This window comes from Microbacterium esteraromaticum (assembly GCF_014084045.1).
Lineage (GTDB): Bacteria > Actinomycetota > Actinomycetes > Actinomycetales > Microbacteriaceae > Microbacterium > Microbacterium esteraromaticum_D.
Genome location: NZ_CP043732.1, coordinates 1,986,872 through 2,003,253, shown reverse-complemented (window position 1 = coordinate 2,003,253; position 16,382 = coordinate 1,986,872). Strand labels below are relative to the sequence as shown.

Here is a 16,382-nt window from a genome sequence, read left to right as displayed (position 1 = left end):
GACCTGCCGATGACGGGCGCTATCGTCCACGAGTGGCTGGAGCGCTTCGGCGGAGCCGAGAACGTCGTCGAGAGGCTGAACGGGTTGTTCCCGGATGCCAGGGTGCACGCCCTCTGGAACGACGCTCCCGATCGTTTCTCGCCCGAGACGGTGTCGGAGACCTGGCTGGCCCGCACCCCGCTGCGGCGGCGGAAGGCCCTCGCGCTGCCCCTCGAGCCGTCGACGTGGCGTCACCTGGGTCACAGCGACGCGGAGTGGGTGCTGTGCAGCTCGCATCTGTTCGCCCACCACGCGCGCTTCGCGGGCCCTGCGAGGCAGGCGCCGAAGTTCGTCTACGTGCACACCCCCGCGCGATACATCTGGAGTCCTGAGCTCGACGAGCGCGGCCGATCGCTGCCCGTACGGCTGGCGTCGCCCCCGCTGCGCGCGATCGATCGCCGTCGGGCGCAGGAGGCGCACTCGGTCGTCGCGAACAGCGAGGCGGTGCGCGAGCGCATCCGACGGCACTGGAACGTGGATGCCGGAGTGATCCACCCTCCCGTCGAGGTCGACCGGTTCACCGGCGAGCACCAGCTGGATGAGCGGGATGCCGCCGTGCTGGAGTCGCTGCCGTCGGAGTACCTGCTCGGCGCCTCCCGGTTCGTATCGTACAAGCGGCTGGATCTGGTCATCCGGGCGGGCGCCGCGGCGGGGCTGCCTGTCGTGCTGGCCGGCGACGGTCCGGAGCGCGATGCCCTGGGACAGCTGGCGCGCGAGCTCGGCACCGAGGTGCACGTCGTCTCCCGGCCGTCACACGCGCTGCTTGTGGCGCTGTTCCGCCGCAGCGTGGCATTCGTGTTCCCCGCTGTCGAGGACTTCGGGATCATGCCGGTGGAGGCGATGGCCACAGGGACGCCGGTGATCGCCCGCGACGTCGGCGGTACGGCGGAGACGGTGCTCGACGGGGTGTCGGGCGCGCTCGTGCCCGACTTCTCGGATGCCACCGTGCGCGACGCCGTCGAGCGCGTGCGAGACCTTCCCCCGCGGGCATCGTCGCTCGTGCCCGCGAGTTCGACGCTACCGTCTTCGACCGTCGGATCCGCGACTGGCTCCGCGTCTGAGCCCGGCGGACTCGAGGGTCAGGCGGGAGGACGCTCGCCGTGCAGGCTCTCGTAGACGTCGCCCACGAAGTCGCGGATGGCGTCGGCCCCGCTGACCGGTCCTCCGGCCAGCATGCCGTCCATGCCGAACAGCACGGCCGACGGCGTCGACGAGTACCCGAGCGAAGGGCCGACGTGGTTGGCGGAGTCGTGCATCGACATCGGATGCTCGTGCTCGACGAGCTGGCTGTGCTCGGGGGCGGAGGTCAGCACCAGTCGGATGTCGACCTCGGGCAGCAGTTCTCGCCACCGCTCGCGACTCTCGATCGTGCTCGTGCACGACCCGCAGGTCGCGCTGACCGCGAGCATGAGCAAGGGCTTGCGGCCGCTGAGCTCGCGCAGCGTCTGCGTCGATCCGTCGGCGAGCGTCACCGGCACGGCCGGGGTGATCGAGCGGATGTAGTCGAGCTCGTCGTCTGCAGCGATGCCGCTCCCGACGCCTGATGACTGCGGCGCGGGGTTTCCGGCATCCGCCGGCTCGGGCCACATCACCAGCGCGACGGTGGCTGCCCCGGCGAGCACGACGACGAGCCATGCCCATCCTTCGACGCCGAGTGCGGCCAGCGGGCCGCCGATGAGCGGCAGCGACCATGCCGTCACCGCGGCCAGTGCACCCAGCAGAGTGAGCCACGCGTTCCGCAGGACGGTGGTCGCGGTGATCCTCTTCGTGCTGCCGAAACAGGCGCACGATGCATCGGGAGTGGCCCGTCGGGCGCGCGCCACGAGCACGAGATAGGCGGCCATGAGCAGCGTCGCCGCGAGGGCCGCAAGTGCTCCGAGCCAGCCGCCCGCGACCAGCAGCACGGCGCCGAGCAGAAGCTCGCCCCACGGGTGAGCGGCGGCGATCCACGGGCGGCGCAGCGCCGTCGGAACGCCCAGCTGCTCGAACTCGGTCAGGTCGGCCGGGGTTCGAAGCTTCAGGGCTCCACTGGCGATGAGCACGGCACCGAGCAGCAGAGCAGGGCCGATGAGCAGGGCGGGGGTCACCTCCCCATGCTATTCGGCGCGCCGCCCCACGAGGCTCGCTAGACCCCTGGAGTGACGACGAGAAGCCCCCTGCTCACCAGGTCATCGAGGAACGCATCGATGTAGGGACGGACGGCTTCCGGCGCCTCCCCCGTCGCCTCAACGACCCGCGCGACAACGTCGGCACGGGAACCATAGGCGGCCGAGCGCCAGATCAGCGCCGACACCTCGTCGAGCGCGAGAATCGGGCCGTCGGGCAGACGCGCCACATACAGCTCTGCGCCGTCGTCGAAGACTCCGCAGAGCGGATGCGGATGCAGCGTGTCGCTCATCGCCTGCCCGTCTTCCGGACGAGCATCGTCACGCCCTCGCGAACGCCGCGCACGCCCCGTGCGAAGAACTCCACGACGACCTCGTGGGGTCGCGGCTCACGCCCGAGCCGGCGGGTGAGCCGGTCGGTGTTCACAAGCGGAGCCTGCGCCGTGACTCTCAGGCGTCCGCGCAGCGTCGGCTGGGCGAGGATCCGCCCCCACCACTCGGCGATCCGGGGCCCGCCCTGCACGGTCACCCTCCACAGCAGGTGCTCACGACGCCGACGGTAACGGTCGAGTCCGCCGGTGAGGGCTGCGACCGCGACCTCGGCGCGCAGCCGCGCGACGAGCGAGTTCAGGCGCCGCCTGCCGTCGCCGTCGAGCTGACTCCAGGGCTCTGGCACCCGGCCGCGGCTGCGCGCGGCGTTGAGCACGAGGATGAGCAGCTGGGCATCGATGCTCGGCGTCTGAATGGGGATCCCGCAGGCGTCGCGCTGGGTGCGGTCCTGCCAGAGCTGGTCGAACGCCTCCTGGTCGGGAAGCCCGATGCCGGGGAACCGACGATGCAGGTCGAGATATCCCCAGATCGCGTGAGTGTAGGTCTGCGCGTGCTCGAATGACGATCCGAAGCGGAAGGTGCTGTACACCCGCCAGCCGTGGGCGAGCAGTGCGCGATGCAGCACGGCGATGCGTGCGGGGTCGGCGAGCAGATCCACATCAGACCCCGGTCTCGGCAGGGGGCGCAAAGCAGGGTCGACGGCGTCGCCCTTGATGTGCAGCAGACGCACGTCGATGCCGTCGGCGATCACCTGCACCGCCGCCCGTGCGAGCGCAATCCGAGCGCGGCCCGGCACGCTCGGCGTCGGGCGCGAGGTGGGCGCACCCGGCGCAGACTCGATCACGCCGTCAGCCTAGACGATCAGGTGGTCCGCGCTCCGGCGACGGGGATGGCCTGGAAAGCTGCGATCGGGTGCGACGATTCGAGCGGGATCGGCACAGGCGTGAGATCGACGTGGTCCATGCGTCCGGTGTAGGCCGTTCCGATCACGTCACGGTACAGGTGCGCGTGGATCGTCGCGATGTCGGCGTCGTCGAGCAGACCCGGTGTCGCCCTGGCCGCGCGGCCCAGTCGCATGCGCAGCTGCGGGTCGTCGGCAAGGCGGCGCAGGGCTGCAGAGAGCGCATCGACGTCGCGCGGTGCGACTCGGAGTCCGTTCTGCTCGTGGTGCACCCACTCGACCGGCCCGCCCTCATCGGCGGTGACCAGTGCCGTACCTGCGGCGAGGCATTGCAGCACGTTCTGCCCGAGCGGCTCGGGTCGCATCGAGTACTGCACGGTGATGCTCCATGAGGCGAGCAGCGGCGCAATGTCGTCGACGTGCCCGAGGAAGTTCACGCGGTCAGCGACGCCGAGCTCTTCGGCGCGGCGCCTGAGCTGCGCAACGAACGAGTCGTGCTCGAACAGGGCGGCGCCGGCGAGGTCGAGCTCGACATCGCCGTCGGGGAAGGCCCTGGCGAACGCCTCGATGAGATCGAGCTGGCCCTTCCACGGGTCGAGGCGAGCGAGCATCCCGATCCGCAACGGCTGCCCCTCTGCACGCGGCAGAGAACGCAGCGCCCCGAGGCCGGACGGGCTGGGGATCACCGCGCTGACCGCGTCATGACGCAGGAACGACGATGCAGTCGCGAGAGTTCCCCTGGAATTCGCGACGACCCCGTCGGCACGCGGCAGCACGAGTCTGGTCATCATCTTGTAGCCGAACGAGCCGAGCGACTCGGGGGTGACGTGGTCGCGCAGGTGCACGACGAACGGCCGTTCGGTGCCGAGGACGGCGAGAGCGCCGTACGCGGCGGCGCGTGTGGAGTTCGCGACGACGAGGTCGCTGTCGCGCACGCGGTGATGCCAGCGCGTGACGGCTGCCTGCACGAGCAGTCGCGCCGCCAGCCCGACCATGCGCAGCGGACCGCCGGAGCTCGCCCCCGCGAGCTGGCGCACGCCGCGCACCGATCGGCTGCTCACCTCGGAGAAGACGTCCTCCTCCTCGCGGGCGGGAACGAGCAGGCTGGCCTGCCAATCGGATTCGGCGTCGAGCAGGCGCCTGAGCGCGAGCTCGGCGCCCCCGGCCGCCGTGGTGTGCGCGAGGTGCACGATGTGCGGACTCGCGAAACGCGAAGCATCCATCCCCAGAATCCCCAGCAATCCCCAGATTCACGGCTCCCAGTTGCCGCGCTCCCTGATCTCCCCCGACGAACGTTTCCCGACGTCCGCCAAGTGTCACCTCAGGCACCAGGGAGTAGTGCCTGCGGTCTATTGTTGTCATAGCCTACAGGGGAGTCGGGTTGCGTGTACTGAGAATTTCCCACAGCGCGACGGTGGGGCCGTGGCGTGCACGGGAAAGGGCACTGCGGGGACGAGGTGAGCAGATCGAGCTCATCACGGCTCGGCGCTGGCATGCGGGCGGCGCGGAGGTGATGCTCGACGACGCCGAGCCGTGGGTGCGCCCGGCGTCGACGCTGGGCAGGCATCCTGCGCTGTTCCTCTACTCCCCCGGACCGCTGTGGCAAGCGCTCGGCGAGCAGTGGGATGTGATCGACATCCACGAGGAGCCCTTCGCGCTGGCGACGGCAGAGGTGCTGCTGCTGCGCTGGCTGCGCCGGCAGACCGCGCCGTTCGTGCTGTACTCCGCGCAGAACATCCGCAAGCGCTACCCGGTGCCGTTCCGCTGGTTCGAGCGGATGGCGCTTCGGGCGGCGTCCGGACTCTCGGTCTGCAACAGCGAGGCGGGCGCGATCTGCGTCGACAAGGGGTTCTCCGGCCGTCCGCAGCTCGTCCCGCTCGGCGTCGAGACCGAGAGGATGCCTGATGATGCCGGTCGCCCCGCCGTGGCCGACGACGAGCCGATCGTCGTCGGGTTCGTCGGCCGGCTCGTCGAGGAGAAGGGCCTGCAGGTGCTTCTGCGCGCGGTCGCCGCTCAGCCGAGGCTGCACGCGCGACTCGCCGGCGACGGCCCGCTCGCGGGCGAGATCGGCGAACGGAGCAGGGTTCTCGGCATCGCCGACCGCGTCGAGCTCGTCGGGGCCGTCGCGCCAGCGCGGATGCCCGAGTTCTACGCCTCCATCGATGTGCTCGCCGTGCCGACGGTGCCGACGCCGGCGTGGACCGAGCAGTTCGGCAGGGTCGCCGTAGAGGCCATGGCCGCGGGTGTGCCGGTCGTCTCGAGCGATGCGGGCGCGCTGCCCGAGGTGGTCGGCGGCGCCGGGCTCATCGTGCCCCGTGGAGACGCGGCGGCGCTCTCCGAAGCACTGGTTCGGGCATCCGGTCCCGAGCACTCGGCCCTGCGCACCGCGGGATTCGCCCGTGCGCGGGAGTGCTCGTGGGAGGCGGTCGCCGATCGCCTCCGCGACCTGTACCGGGCGACGACTCGCGCGGTCTCAACCGCTCCGCACCGGCTCGAGGTCGTCGTCGTCGCCTACGGGTCGCCCGAGCTGCTGCGCCGCTCCCTCGAGCCGGTCGCCGGGCTTCCGGTCACGGTGATCGACAACTCCTCGCTGCAGGAGATCCGCGACCTCTGCGCGGAGCTCGGGGTCCGATATCTCGACGCCGGCGGCAACCTCGGTTTCGGGCCGGCCGTCAACCGGGTGCTCGCCGACCGGCTCGCGCCGGGCGCCGACGTGCTGCTGCTGAACCCGGATGCCGTGATCAGCGAGTTCGACGCCCACCGCCTGCACCGCGCGCTGCGGGCCGACCCGAGCCTGGCGAGCGTCGGTCCGCGACAGGCCGACGAGACCGGGCGCCAGGCGAGGGTGCGCTGGCCGTTCCCCTCGCCGGCGGGGGCGTGGCTCGATGCGGTCGGCGCCGGCCGACTGCGCCGCGGCGGCGGCTTCGTGATCGGCTCGGTGCTGCTGCTGCGCTCCGAAGCCCTCGAGCACGTCGGCGCGTTCGACGAGCGCTTCTTCCTCTATGCCGAGGAGACCGACTGGGCGTACCGCGCCCACCTGATGGGGTGGCGGCACGGCGTCGCGGAGGACATCGAGGCCCTGCATGTCGGTGCAGGCACCAGCAGCGACCCCCGTCGGCGCGAGGCCCTGTTCTTCGCGTCTCAGGAGCGCTACTTCCGCAAGCACCATGGCGCGATCGGCTGGGCTTCGGCGCGCACGGCGGGATGGCTGGGCGCGACGATGCGCTCGGTCGCGCTGCGCGGCGAGCGCGGCGCTCAGGCACGACGGCGGGCGGCCCTCTACCGGCTCGGCCCGGTGCGGATCGAGAAGCGGTTCCGCGAGACGGCGCCGGCGGCCGAGTCGGCGGTGGCGTGATGCACATCGTGCAGATCGTTCCCACCATCGGCTCGGGCTCAGGCGTCGGCGGCACAGCGCAGCGGCTGGCGCTCGAGTTCGAACGGCTGGGGCACCGGGTCGAGAACTTCACCGCCGACACCGCGCGCGGTCACAGCCGCAGGCGGTTCCGTTCGCTGCTGCTGCACCGGCTCTCCCGGGTCTGGTACGCGGTCGACTTCTCGCTCGCGGGCACGCGCAAGGCGAGACGCTTCCTCGCCGACCGCCCTGGTGCCGTCTCGATCTGTCACAACGCGGTGATGACCGGCGATGTGTACGTCAACCATGGCATCGTGTTCTCGTCGATGCGCGCTCGAGGCGACGCCGTGTGGCGCATGGCGCGCAATCCGCTGCACACGTTCACGTTCGTCCGCGACCGCATCCGCTATCGCGGTCACTCGCACCGCGCGATCGTGGCCCTCACCGATCGCGAGGTCGACGAGCTCACCCGCGTGTACGGCCGCCTCGCGGCTCCTGTCACCGTCATCCCGCACGGCGTCGATCTCGACAGGTTCGGGCCGCCGGATGAAGCGCAGCGGACCGCCGCACGTGCTGCCCTCGGTCTGGACGCAGAGCATCGGGTGGCTCTGTTCATCGGACACGAGCTCGAGCGCAAAGGCGTCGCCGAGGCGATCGATGCGCTCGTCCACGCGCCGACGGTCCTGCTGCTGGTCGTGGGCGGCGACAGCGCGGCGATCGAGCGCATGCGGCGTCGAGCAGGTCGTGCCGGGGTCGCCGCCCGGGTGCTGTTCGTCGGGCCGCAGAGCGATCTGCCGCGGTACTTCTCGGCTGCCGACATGTTCGTCTTCCCGAGCTCGTACGAGTCGTACGGCCTGGTGATCACCGAGGCGCTGGCCAGCGGCGTCCCCGTCATAGCGACGCCCACCGGCTGCGCGCCCGACGTCATCGTCGACGGCGTGAACGGCCACCTCGTCGACCGCGATCCTGCCGCGATCGGCGAGCTGCTCGAGCGCGTCGCCGCGACCGATGTCGACGACTGGCGCTCGGCATGCCGGTCGAGCGTGGAGCACCTCACCTGGCGGGCAGCAGCCGAAAGGTACCTCGCGCTGCTGCGCGAGGTCACGCAGCAGCGCGCGCCGGAGGCTGCCCGATGAGACGCCTGCGCATCCTGCACGTGACGACCTCCGACCGCTTCGCAGGCGTCGAGCAGTTCATCCGCCGGCTCGCGACGATCCAGGCCGCGGACGGCCACGATGTCCTCGTCGCCGGCGGCGACCCCGCGATGATGGCCGGGCCGCTTCGCGAGGCCGGCGTGCCGTTCGCGCCCTCGGCGAGCTTCGGTCAGGCGCTCACCGCCATCCGCTCGGCGGACGTCGACGTCGTCAATGCGCACATGACCTCCGCTGACCTGGCCGCCATCGCCGCGAGCCTCGTCACCCGCCCGAGCCCGGCTCTCGTCTCGACACGTCACTTCGCGCTCCGGCGCGGGTCGACGGGCCCCGGTGCGGCCTACCGCCTCGCCGAGCGGATGCTGGATGCCGAGATCGCGATCAGCGATGCGGTGGCGGAGTCGATCCGCGTGGCGTCGACCGTCGTGCATCCCGGCGTCGATCCGGTCGACGACGCAGGCCTGATCCGCGCGAGATCGGTGCTGATGGCGCAGCGGCTGCAGCCAGAGAAGAGCACGGCAGACGGCATCCGCGCCTTCGCCGCATCGGGGATCGCGGCAGACGGCTGGCGTCTGGACATCGCGGGAAGCGGCCCCGACGAGCAGCACCTGCGTCGACTCGTCGAAGAGCGGGGGCTCGCAGACCACGTCCGCTTCCTCGGGTTCCGGGACGACCTTCCTCACCTTATGCAGGCGGCGGGGATGCTGCTCGCCACCTCGCCGTTCGAGCACTTCGGATTGACGGTGGTCGAGTCGATGGCATCCGGTCTGCCCGTGGTCGCGACGGATGCCGGAGGGCATGCCGAGATGCTGCGGGATCTCGACGGTGCCGCGCTGTTTGCGCCCGGAGACGAGCAGGGTGCCGCGGCGCTGCTGCGCACCCTGGCCGCCGACGCTCCGCGCCGGGCTGCGCTCGCCCAGGCGCAGCGGCGACGCCAGCGAGAGCGGTTCACCCTGCGAGGTCAGGCCGGTGCCACAGAGCTCGTGTATCGACGCGCGATCGAACGGCGGAGGGCGCGATGACCGACCTGGTGGTGCAGTCGCTCGAGCCCTGGGACGACGTCTGGCGTCGCAACCAGTACCTGATCGCGGGTCTGCTCGCGCAGGACTCGACCCTGCGAGTGCTGTTCGTCGAGCCCCCGGACGATCCGCTTCACGCCCTGCGCCGTGGGCGCGTGCCCGAGTTCGGTCATGGGGTGCGCCGGGTCACCGACCGACTGTGGACGCTGCGTCCGCTGAAGGTGCTGCCGCGACGACTCGACGGGCGAGCCGATGAGCGGCGTGCACGGGCCGTGGTCGCCGCGGCGGCGAAGCTCGGGATGACCTCGCCGATCATCTGGGTGAACGATCCGGGTGCGGCCGTCGTGGCCCGCCTCTCAGGATGGACGTCGCTGTACGACATCACGGATGACTGGCTGGCGGCCGAGCGTCCGGAGGCTGAGCGCGCCCGCATCCGCGAGGGCGAGCAGTGGCTGATGCGCAACGCAGCCGCTGTGGTCGCGTGCTCCCCCGAGCTGGTGCGACGCAAGAGCGACCAGCGCGACGACATCGTGCTCGTGCAGAACGCCGTCGACCTCGCGCGCTACCGGATGCCGACGACCCGCCCCGCTGACCTTCCCATCGGTCGCGCTGCCGTGTACGCCGGCACTCTGCACCGCGATCGGCTCGACGTCGAGCTCTGCCTGCGCACCGCTGCGGCGCTGGGCGCTGAGGGCACGCTCGTGCTGGTCGGGCCCGATGCTCTGCCGGCGCCTGACTCGGTGGCGCTGCGTGCCGGCGGCGTGATGATGGTCGGCGCGAAGAGCCGCGACGAGGTCCCCGCATACCTGCAGCATGCGGATGCCCTGGTCGTGCCGCACGTGGTGACGCCCTTCACCGAGAGCCTCGACCCGCTCAAGCTCTATGAGTATCGCGCGGTGGGCCGGCCGGTCGTCTCGACGGCTGTCGCCGGGTTCCGCGACGACCCGTCAACCGTCGTGGTCGACAGCGACGGGTTCGCCGCAGCCGTGACCGATGCCATGCGCTCGTCGAAGCCGTTCCCCCATGGCGCGAGCGGTCGCGGCGATGACTGGAGCGCACGCGTGACGCGACTGCGCTCGGTGCTCGACGGCCTGAGGTGATGACACAGAAGAGGCTCGCACCGTAGGGTGCGAGCCTCTTCTGAGAAGTCGTCGATCAGATGGCGACGTCGCTCTGGAACGGGAAGGTCTGCAGCGTGCAGCCTGCGCCGCCACCGGTGGTCGGAGGCAGGTCGTTGAAGCCGGTCGCCGCGGTGCTCTGCACTCCGTCGATCGTGTAGTACAGCGTCGCGGTGCCGTTGGCGCTGTCGCCGTAGAGGCCAGCGCGGATGGTGATCGTGCGCTTGGTGTTCGGCGGCACGGTCGTCGACGTCGGGTCGACATCGCGCTTCACGCCTTCGATGTCGAGCTGGTCGAACTCCACGGTCACCGGGTACGGGTTGTCGTTGGTGATGACGACCTGGAAGCGGTAGTACTTCGGGTTGCCCGGCTCCTTGCACGCGATACCGGTCAGCTCGACCGGAACGTACGATGCGGCCGCGAACGGCACGGTCGAGGCGACGGCCACGGCGGGAACCGCCCATGCCATGGCCTTGGTCACGGTGCGACGGCTGATGCCCGTCTGCTCATTCTCAGACATTGAGATGCCCCCAGTCGATTCGCTCAGTCCCCAGAGCGATAAGTGTGTGAAACGACGACTCCATCCACGCCGCCGCGACAATGCTAGCGTATTCGCAGGTCCACCGACACCCCGTGTGGATATCGATGACAAGGACTGCGGATGAGTGAGGCGCGCACCGCCCCCGGTGTCATCGCGCAGATGATGATGGTGCTGCGCGCGACGGGCGCGAAGCCATCGCACTGGGTGACGGGAACGGTCATCGCATCGGTCGCCCTGGCCGCCCTCGACATGCTCGGCGTCGCCGCCATGGTGCCGCTGATGCAGCTGGTCACCGTGCCGGGCCCGCCGGACGGATTCAACCGAGTCGTGGCCGACCAGCTCGGCACCGAAGACCTCACGGTGCTGATCCCGGTCGTGGCGGGGATCGTGGTGCTCGCCTTCCTGCTCAAGAGCGTCGGCTCCGTGCTGTTCCGCTGGTGGCTGCTCGGCCGCACGACGAAGGTGTCGGCGCAGGCATCCGTCGAGCTGATGCGACGATACGTGCTGGCGCCCTACGACCGCCATCGCCGACGCAGCCTCAGCGAGATCTACCGCAACATCGGCGACGCGACGACGCAGTCCGCGAGTGTGCTGCTCGCCGGCCTCACGCTGTGCACGGATGTGCTGGTGCTCGTGGCGATCGTCGCCGTGCTGATGCTCAGCTCCCCGCTGGTGACCCTCTTCGCCGTCGCACTCTTCGGCCTTCTCGTGTTCGGCGTGCAGCATCTGCTGCGCAGACGCCAGATCGCGATCGGCGAGAACCTCGCCGCCGCCGGCCTGCTCGGCTGGCAGTCGCTCATGCCCGGTCTCGACGGCTTCCGCGAGACGCGGCTGACCGGAAGCTCCGAACGGTTCATCGCCGGCTATCGCCGAGCCAAGCTCGACGCCGCGCACCAGTCCCGCCTGATGGGCCTGTTCGCCGACATCCCCCGCTACCTGCTCGAGGTCAGCTTCATCCTGGCCATCGTGGGTATCGCCGTGCTGCTGTTCGCCCTCGGGCAGGGCGCGCAGGTCATCCCGGTGCTGGGGCTGTTCGCCGCGGCATCCATGCGCGCACTCCCCACGCTCAACCGCGTCACCGCCAACCTCGCCACCGTACGGGCCGGGCAGGCGGGTCTGAAGATCTTCGTCGAGGCGCTCGACGAGCTCGACACCGAGGGCATGCACGACGACAGTCCCGCAGCCGCAGAGCCGTTCGCGGGAGACATCGAGCTCGACGGTGTGACGATGCAGTACGCCGATGCCGACGTGCCTGTGCTCGAGAACCTCTCGCTGCGCATCCCCGCCAACGCGACGACCGCGTTCGTCGGATCCAGCGGCGCCGGCAAGAGCACGCTCCTCGATCTGATCCTCGGCCTGCTCAAGCCCAACGCCGGAACCATCAGCTGCGGCGGGCGCAGCATCGACAGCGATCTCGCGACCTGGTACGCGGGCCTCGGCGTCGTGCCACAGGACGTCTTCCTCGTCGACGACACCATCGCGGCGAACATCGCGTACGGCCTGACCCCCGATGGGTTCGACCGCGAGCGCATCGTCGAGGTCGCGTCGATCGCACAGCTCGACGACCTGATCGCGGAGCTGCCGGACGGACTCGAGACGATGGTCGGCGACCGCGGCGTGCGCCTGTCGGGCGGGCAGCGGCAGCGCATCGGCCTGGCCAGGGCGCTCTACCGCCGCCCTCGCTTCCTCGTGCTCGACGAGGCGACCAGTGCTCTCGACAACGCGACCGAGCACGAGATCGCAGCCACGCTCGACCGGCTGCGCGGCTCGATGACGGTGATCATCGTCGCCCACCGCCTCTCGACGGTGCGCAACGCCGATTCGCTGATCTTCCTCGAGGCGGGGCGGATCGCCACCCGGGGGACCTTCGACGAGGTGCGCGCCGCGAACCCGGAGTTCGCCCGTCTGGTCGAACTGGGCAGTCTGGACTGACTGCCTCAGGCGAACCCGTCCAGCGCGGTCCACGACGGGTCGAGCTGATGAGCGTCGTGCCCGTGCGCCATCCGAGCGAGGAACCGCGGCATCACGATCTGAGCGTGCTCATGCGTCCGGTCGGCGATGTACGCGCCCCAGTACGAGAAGGTCGAGTTCGCTCCAATGAGCCGCTGGGCGCTCGCGATGGCGCGAAGGTTGGCCAGCGGGTCGGGTGCCGCGTACTCGATGTCCCCGATCCGGTCGATGAGCAGATCGCCGAGGTGCGTGCGGCACCAGTCCGCGTCGTCGGAGACGACGAGCGCGCTCCGCGCCCCGTCGAAGTGAGCGACGGCGGCGGTCACGTAGCCGACCACATCGAAGCCGTGCTTGGCCTCGAACTCGGTGGCGTAGAAGTCGCCTCGGCGCACGTTGATCACCAGCCGTCCGTCCGATGGACCCGGCGCGAGAGCGGGGATCAGCGCATCGTCGATGAAGGCATGCAGCTGCGGGCGGGTGAAGTCGATCCCGAACCGCTGGTACAGCCACTCGGGTTCCCATTCGCGCCGGTCGCTGAAGCGCAGCTCGTCACGGGTGACGCTGAGATCGCGCAGTCGCGGGAAGATCTGCCACCACTGCGCCATGCCGCGCGATTCGAGCACGCGCACCGGGCGCTCCGGTGTCGATCGGCCGTGGGCGTGCAGCCACAGATACAGGAAGTTGCCCAGCCGCATCCCGGCCGGCGGCGTGCGCAGCACGGTGCGGTCGCCCAGCCGCAGCAGGTCGACGGCGGCACCCGCCTGCCTCGTCGTCGCGTCGACCGCACGCCTGGCGGCGCGCTTGGCCGGGCGCAGGACGCTCACAGCTGCTCCGGGTCCCGAGCATCGACGGCGCCGGAGGCGTCGACCGTGTGCGGCACGTCGACGGCGATCGGCTCGCCGCCCGGCGGCTCGGGGATGCGAGCCAGGCGGTAGCGGCCGTCGTCCTTTCGTCGAAGCGGCGAGGTGACGACGGTGAGCAGCGGATGCCTGGTGCGCCACAGCCAGCGCCGGAGCACGATCGGCGGGCGCATGAACCTGGTGTGCCCCGACCAGCCGAACTTGCGCCTGATGACGTCTGGGTGGCGCACCCACGAGAAATGAAGCACCGCGCTGTCACGCGGGATCACCGCGTGCACGGGCGCGTCTGCGGGATGCCAGGGGTCGGTGTTGCGCGCCGCGAGATCGACGCGGAACAGTCGACCGTCGATCTGCCTGGCGTGGCGAAGGGCCGTGCCCGCGCGCACGGCGAGCGGGCCGGGGTACGACGACGCATCGCCCCAGAACCGCGTCGTGACCTCGAGATATCGCCCGCGGCCCGTGCGGGTGTAGAGCCATCGCGCCGGATAGTCGAGCCCGGTGGCGCCCTCGGCATCCGCCCGCTCGATCATCGCGATGAAGGCCTGCGGGTCGACCATGACCTCGTCGGTGTCGAGCTGGATCACCCAGTCCGCGCCGGCCGAGGCCGCGTCGAGGGCCGCCTGACGCTGGAAGGTGTCGTTCTCGAGCGGCTCGTGGTCGAGGCGGGCGAAGTCTCCGGGGGCGCGCACGCACTTCCCGTCGACGTCGATCTCGTCGATGATGCGCAGGCACTGCTCGACGGGCAGCGGGGTGCCTGTCCACGAGGTCGCGGTGCGGTCGTACGAGAGCACGATCCGATCGACGTGCGGGTAATAGGCGCTGAGGCTCTCGCGCAGGTAGCTCGGATCGGCGACGAGCACGTAGGCGTGCAGTCGCAGCGGCGTGGTCACCGTCGCCATTCCCTGGATGCCTCGGCCGCGCGGTCGACGGGGCGGATGGACGCCGAGAGTCCTGCGAGGGTGCCGACCAGATCGGCGCCCGCGCGCGCGACGCCGCCCCCGACGCTGCGCGCCTTCGCGACGAGACCTGGTTTGCGCGCGACGGCGGCGATGCCGGAGGCGATCTCGGTCGCCATCCCCGAGACGATCCGGCCGAGGTGGCGGATGAGATGCGGATCCCCCCACCCGAGCACGGTGGTGAGCAGCAGGATGTGGTTGCGGGCGCCGTAGAAGCGGTAGCGGAGGTCGAAGCGCTTGCCTTTGGCGTACTCCCCCGCGACGTGCAGCACGGCGGCGCGGGGAGCGAACACCACCCGCCAGCCGGCGGTCTTCACACGCAGAGCCAGGTCGGAGTCCTCACGCAGGCACGTGCCGGGGTAATGATCGTGGATGCCCCCGATGCTGCGCAGTGCCTCGGTGCGCACGGTCATGTTGGCGCCCAGCATGTGATCGGTCTCGACGATGCGCCCCGGGTCTGCGCCGAAGTTCCCGGTGAGAGTCCCGTCCGGCAGCAGCCGCCCGATCCGGTCCCAGCCCTCGAGCTCCTCGCCGGGACGATCGTTGTCGGCGCGTCCGCCCACCGCCCCCACAGCAGGATCGTCGTACGCGGCGAGGATCTCCGCGAGCCACTGCGGCTCGGCGTACGCGTCGTCGTCGATGAAGGCGATGACGTCTTCATCGGCGCCCTGCACGCCGATGGCGCGCGAGGTGGCGAGCAGGCCGACGCCGAGGTCGTTGCGACGGTAGTGCACATCGGGGAAATCGGAGACGACATCGCGGGTGAGGGTGTCGGGCGATGCGTCCACCACGACGACTCGCGCCGGTGCGACGGTCTGCGCGGCGAGGTGCTCGAGGCACGTGCGGACGTGCTCGGGTCGACGATACGTCGCCACGACGACCAGTGCGCTGCGCTCGGCCATGAATCTCCCCACTCGGGTGAGCTGCGGCTCGCCCATCTCCCCGTGTCAACGATACTGATACCACGGCGACAGGAGAGACTCGATGTGGGCATCCGGATGCATCGGCTGAGCATCGCGACCATCGCGACCGACAACCCGATGGGCGCGCAGGCATACGTCCGTCAGATCGCGGATCGTGCGGCAGGCGCCCTGGGCACGGCGTCGACGTCGCCGTGGACCGTGCGTGAGGTGGCGACCAGGTCGTTGCGCTCGTCACTGCCGGGCCAGCGGCGGCTGCCGCTCACCAGGGTGGCGAAAGCACCGGCATCCATCCGCCGGATGCTGGGTGCCGCTCTGTTCGCCGGCGATACGCTGACGCACCGGATGGCGCTGGAGCTGCCACCGGGCCGACATGATGTCGTGACGCTGCACGACGTCGTGTCATGGCGCTTTCCCGACGAGTCCGCCCCGGTGCCGGCCGCGGCGGAGGAGCTGCGGAGCGCAGAGGCGGTGATCTGCGTCTCGCAGTTCACCGCCCAAGAAGCCGTGGATCTGCTCGGCGTGCGCGACCCTGTCGTGGTGCACAACGGCGTCGATCCTCGGTACCTCGATGCACCTGCCCTCGACGCGGTGACGCGGGAGGGCCTCGGGCTCGACGGTCCGTACGTCCTGCACGCCGGTGGCGCCGCGGCGCGGAAGAACCTCGAGGGACTGGCGCGGGCGTGGCCCTCGGTGCACCGCGAGCGTCCGAGCCTCACGCTCGCGTTGGCCGGACCCCCGCACCCCCGGCGGACCGCCCTCTTCGACGGCATGCCCGGCGTGCGGATGCTGGGTCGGGTGCCCGACGAGCTGATGCCGTCGCTGGTCGCCGGAGCAGGCGTCGTGGTCGTGCCGTCGCTGGTCGAGGGCTTCGGGCTGCCCGTGCTCGAGGCGATGGCCGCGAACGTTCCGACGGTCGTCGCCGAGACGAGCAGCCTCACCGAGGTCGCGGCGGGTCACTCGATCATGGTCGGCACGGATGGCGCGTCCATCGCCGCGGGTCTCATCGAGGTGACTGCGGACGCCGTGGCGGTGGCGGAGATGGTCCGCGGCGCCCGCGCCCATGCGGCGCAGTTCACCTGGGAGCGCAGCGCCCAGGGCCATGCCCGCGTGTGGCAGCGCCTGGGCGGCTGAGCCCGC

General features: G+C 70.7%; 15 protein-coding genes. 7 read left to right on the top strand and 8 right to left on the bottom strand.

Annotated elements, in window-relative coordinates; genetic code table 11:
- The first annotated feature begins 9 nt into the window (after positions 1–9).
- Entirely contained in the window at positions 10–1,155 is a 1,146-nt protein-coding gene (locus FVO59_RS09485; protein ID WP_259363135.1) for a glycosyltransferase, read from the top strand.
- On the opposite strand, the gene FVO59_RS09480 is transcribed toward FVO59_RS09485, so the two are convergent.
- The 4 genes from FVO59_RS09480 to FVO59_RS09465 are packed head-to-tail and all read right to left on the bottom strand — an operon-like array spanning position 1,119 to position 4,598.
- A complete protein-coding gene (locus FVO59_RS09480; protein ID WP_182252413.1) occupies positions 1,119–2,126 on the bottom strand; it encodes a MauE/DoxX family redox-associated membrane protein in 1,008 nt (335 codons plus the stop codon). The genes FVO59_RS09485 and FVO59_RS09480 overlap by 37 nt on opposite strands.
- Before the next feature lie 38 nt (positions 2,127–2,164).
- Positions 2,165–2,437, bottom strand: coding sequence for a PqqD family protein (locus FVO59_RS09475; protein WP_182252412.1), 273 nt, complete (start codon positions 2,435–2,437; stop codon positions 2,165–2,167).
- The gene (locus tag FVO59_RS09470; RefSeq protein WP_182252411.1) at positions 2,434–3,318 is read right to left on the bottom strand and encodes a nucleotidyltransferase family protein; all 885 of its coding nucleotides are present in this window, start codon (positions 3,316–3,318) and stop codon (positions 2,434–2,436) included. The genes FVO59_RS09475 and FVO59_RS09470 overlap by 4 nt, the downstream gene beginning before the upstream one ends.
- A 17-nt stretch (positions 3,319–3,335) precedes the next feature.
- Entirely contained in the window at positions 3,336–4,598 is a 1,263-nt protein-coding gene (locus FVO59_RS09465; RefSeq protein ID WP_182252410.1) for a glycosyltransferase family 4 protein, read from the bottom strand.
- 290 nt (positions 4,599–4,888) lie between these two features.
- On the opposite strand from FVO59_RS09465, the gene FVO59_RS09460 reads away from it, so the two are divergent.
- Genes FVO59_RS09460 through FVO59_RS09445 form a run of 4 tightly spaced genes read left to right on the top strand, consistent with a single transcriptional unit; the run spans position 4,889 to position 9,997 of the window.
- On the top strand, positions 4,889–6,730 hold the full coding sequence (locus FVO59_RS09460; protein WP_259363537.1) for a glycosyltransferase: 1,842 nt from the start codon (positions 4,889–4,891) through the stop codon (positions 6,728–6,730).
- Entirely contained in the window at positions 6,730–7,863 is a 1,134-nt protein-coding gene (locus tag FVO59_RS09455; RefSeq protein WP_259363536.1) for a glycosyltransferase, read from the top strand. Before FVO59_RS09460 ends, FVO59_RS09455 begins: the two co-directional genes overlap by 1 nt.
- Positions 7,860–8,900, top strand: a complete 1,041-nt coding sequence (locus tag FVO59_RS09450; RefSeq protein ID WP_182252408.1) for a glycosyltransferase — start codon at positions 7,860–7,862, stop codon at positions 8,898–8,900. Before FVO59_RS09455 ends, FVO59_RS09450 begins: the two co-directional genes overlap by 4 nt.
- On the top strand, positions 8,897–9,997 hold the full coding sequence (locus tag FVO59_RS09445) for a glycosyltransferase (RefSeq protein WP_182252407.1): 1,101 nt from the start codon (positions 8,897–8,899) through the stop codon (positions 9,995–9,997). Before FVO59_RS09450 ends, FVO59_RS09445 begins: the two co-directional genes overlap by 4 nt.
- Before the next feature lie 55 nt (positions 9,998–10,052).
- Here FVO59_RS09445 and FVO59_RS09440 read toward each other — a convergent pair whose 3' ends face one another.
- Positions 10,053–10,535, bottom strand: a complete 483-nt coding sequence (locus tag FVO59_RS09440) for a hypothetical protein (protein WP_182252406.1) — start codon at positions 10,533–10,535, stop codon at positions 10,053–10,055.
- Positions 10,536–10,676: 141 nt separating this feature from the next.
- On the opposite strand from FVO59_RS09440, the gene FVO59_RS09435 reads away from it, so the two are divergent.
- Positions 10,677–12,488: an ABC transporter ATP-binding protein gene (locus FVO59_RS09435; protein ID WP_182252405.1), complete on the top strand. Its 1,812-nt coding sequence runs from the start codon at positions 10,677–10,679 to the stop codon at positions 12,486–12,488.
- 5 nt (positions 12,489–12,493) lie between these two features.
- Here FVO59_RS09435 and FVO59_RS09430 read toward each other — a convergent pair whose 3' ends face one another.
- From FVO59_RS09430 to FVO59_RS09420, 3 genes are read right to left on the bottom strand one after another with little or no spacing between them, the layout of a single operon-like run.
- Complete coding sequence (locus FVO59_RS09430) at positions 12,494–13,330, bottom strand: alpha-1,2-fucosyltransferase (protein WP_182252404.1); 837 nt, start codon at positions 13,328–13,330, stop codon at positions 12,494–12,496.
- Positions 13,327–14,265: a hypothetical protein gene (locus FVO59_RS09425; protein WP_182252403.1), complete on the bottom strand. Its 939-nt coding sequence runs from the start codon at positions 14,263–14,265 to the stop codon at positions 13,327–13,329. Before FVO59_RS09425 ends, FVO59_RS09430 begins: the two co-directional genes overlap by 4 nt.
- Positions 14,253–15,224 carry a glycosyltransferase family 2 protein gene (locus tag FVO59_RS09420; RefSeq protein WP_182252402.1) on the bottom strand — a complete coding sequence of 324 codons (972 nt, stop codon included), beginning with the start codon at positions 15,222–15,224 and terminating at the stop codon, positions 14,253–14,255. Before FVO59_RS09420 ends, FVO59_RS09425 begins: the two co-directional genes overlap by 13 nt.
- 84 nt (positions 15,225–15,308) lie before the next feature.
- On the opposite strand from FVO59_RS09420, the gene FVO59_RS09415 reads away from it, so the two are divergent.
- Complete coding sequence (locus FVO59_RS09415; RefSeq protein ID WP_259363133.1) at positions 15,309–16,376, top strand: glycosyltransferase family 4 protein; 1,068 nt, start codon at positions 15,309–15,311, stop codon at positions 16,374–16,376.
- Positions 16,377–16,382: the final 6 nt, after the last annotated feature.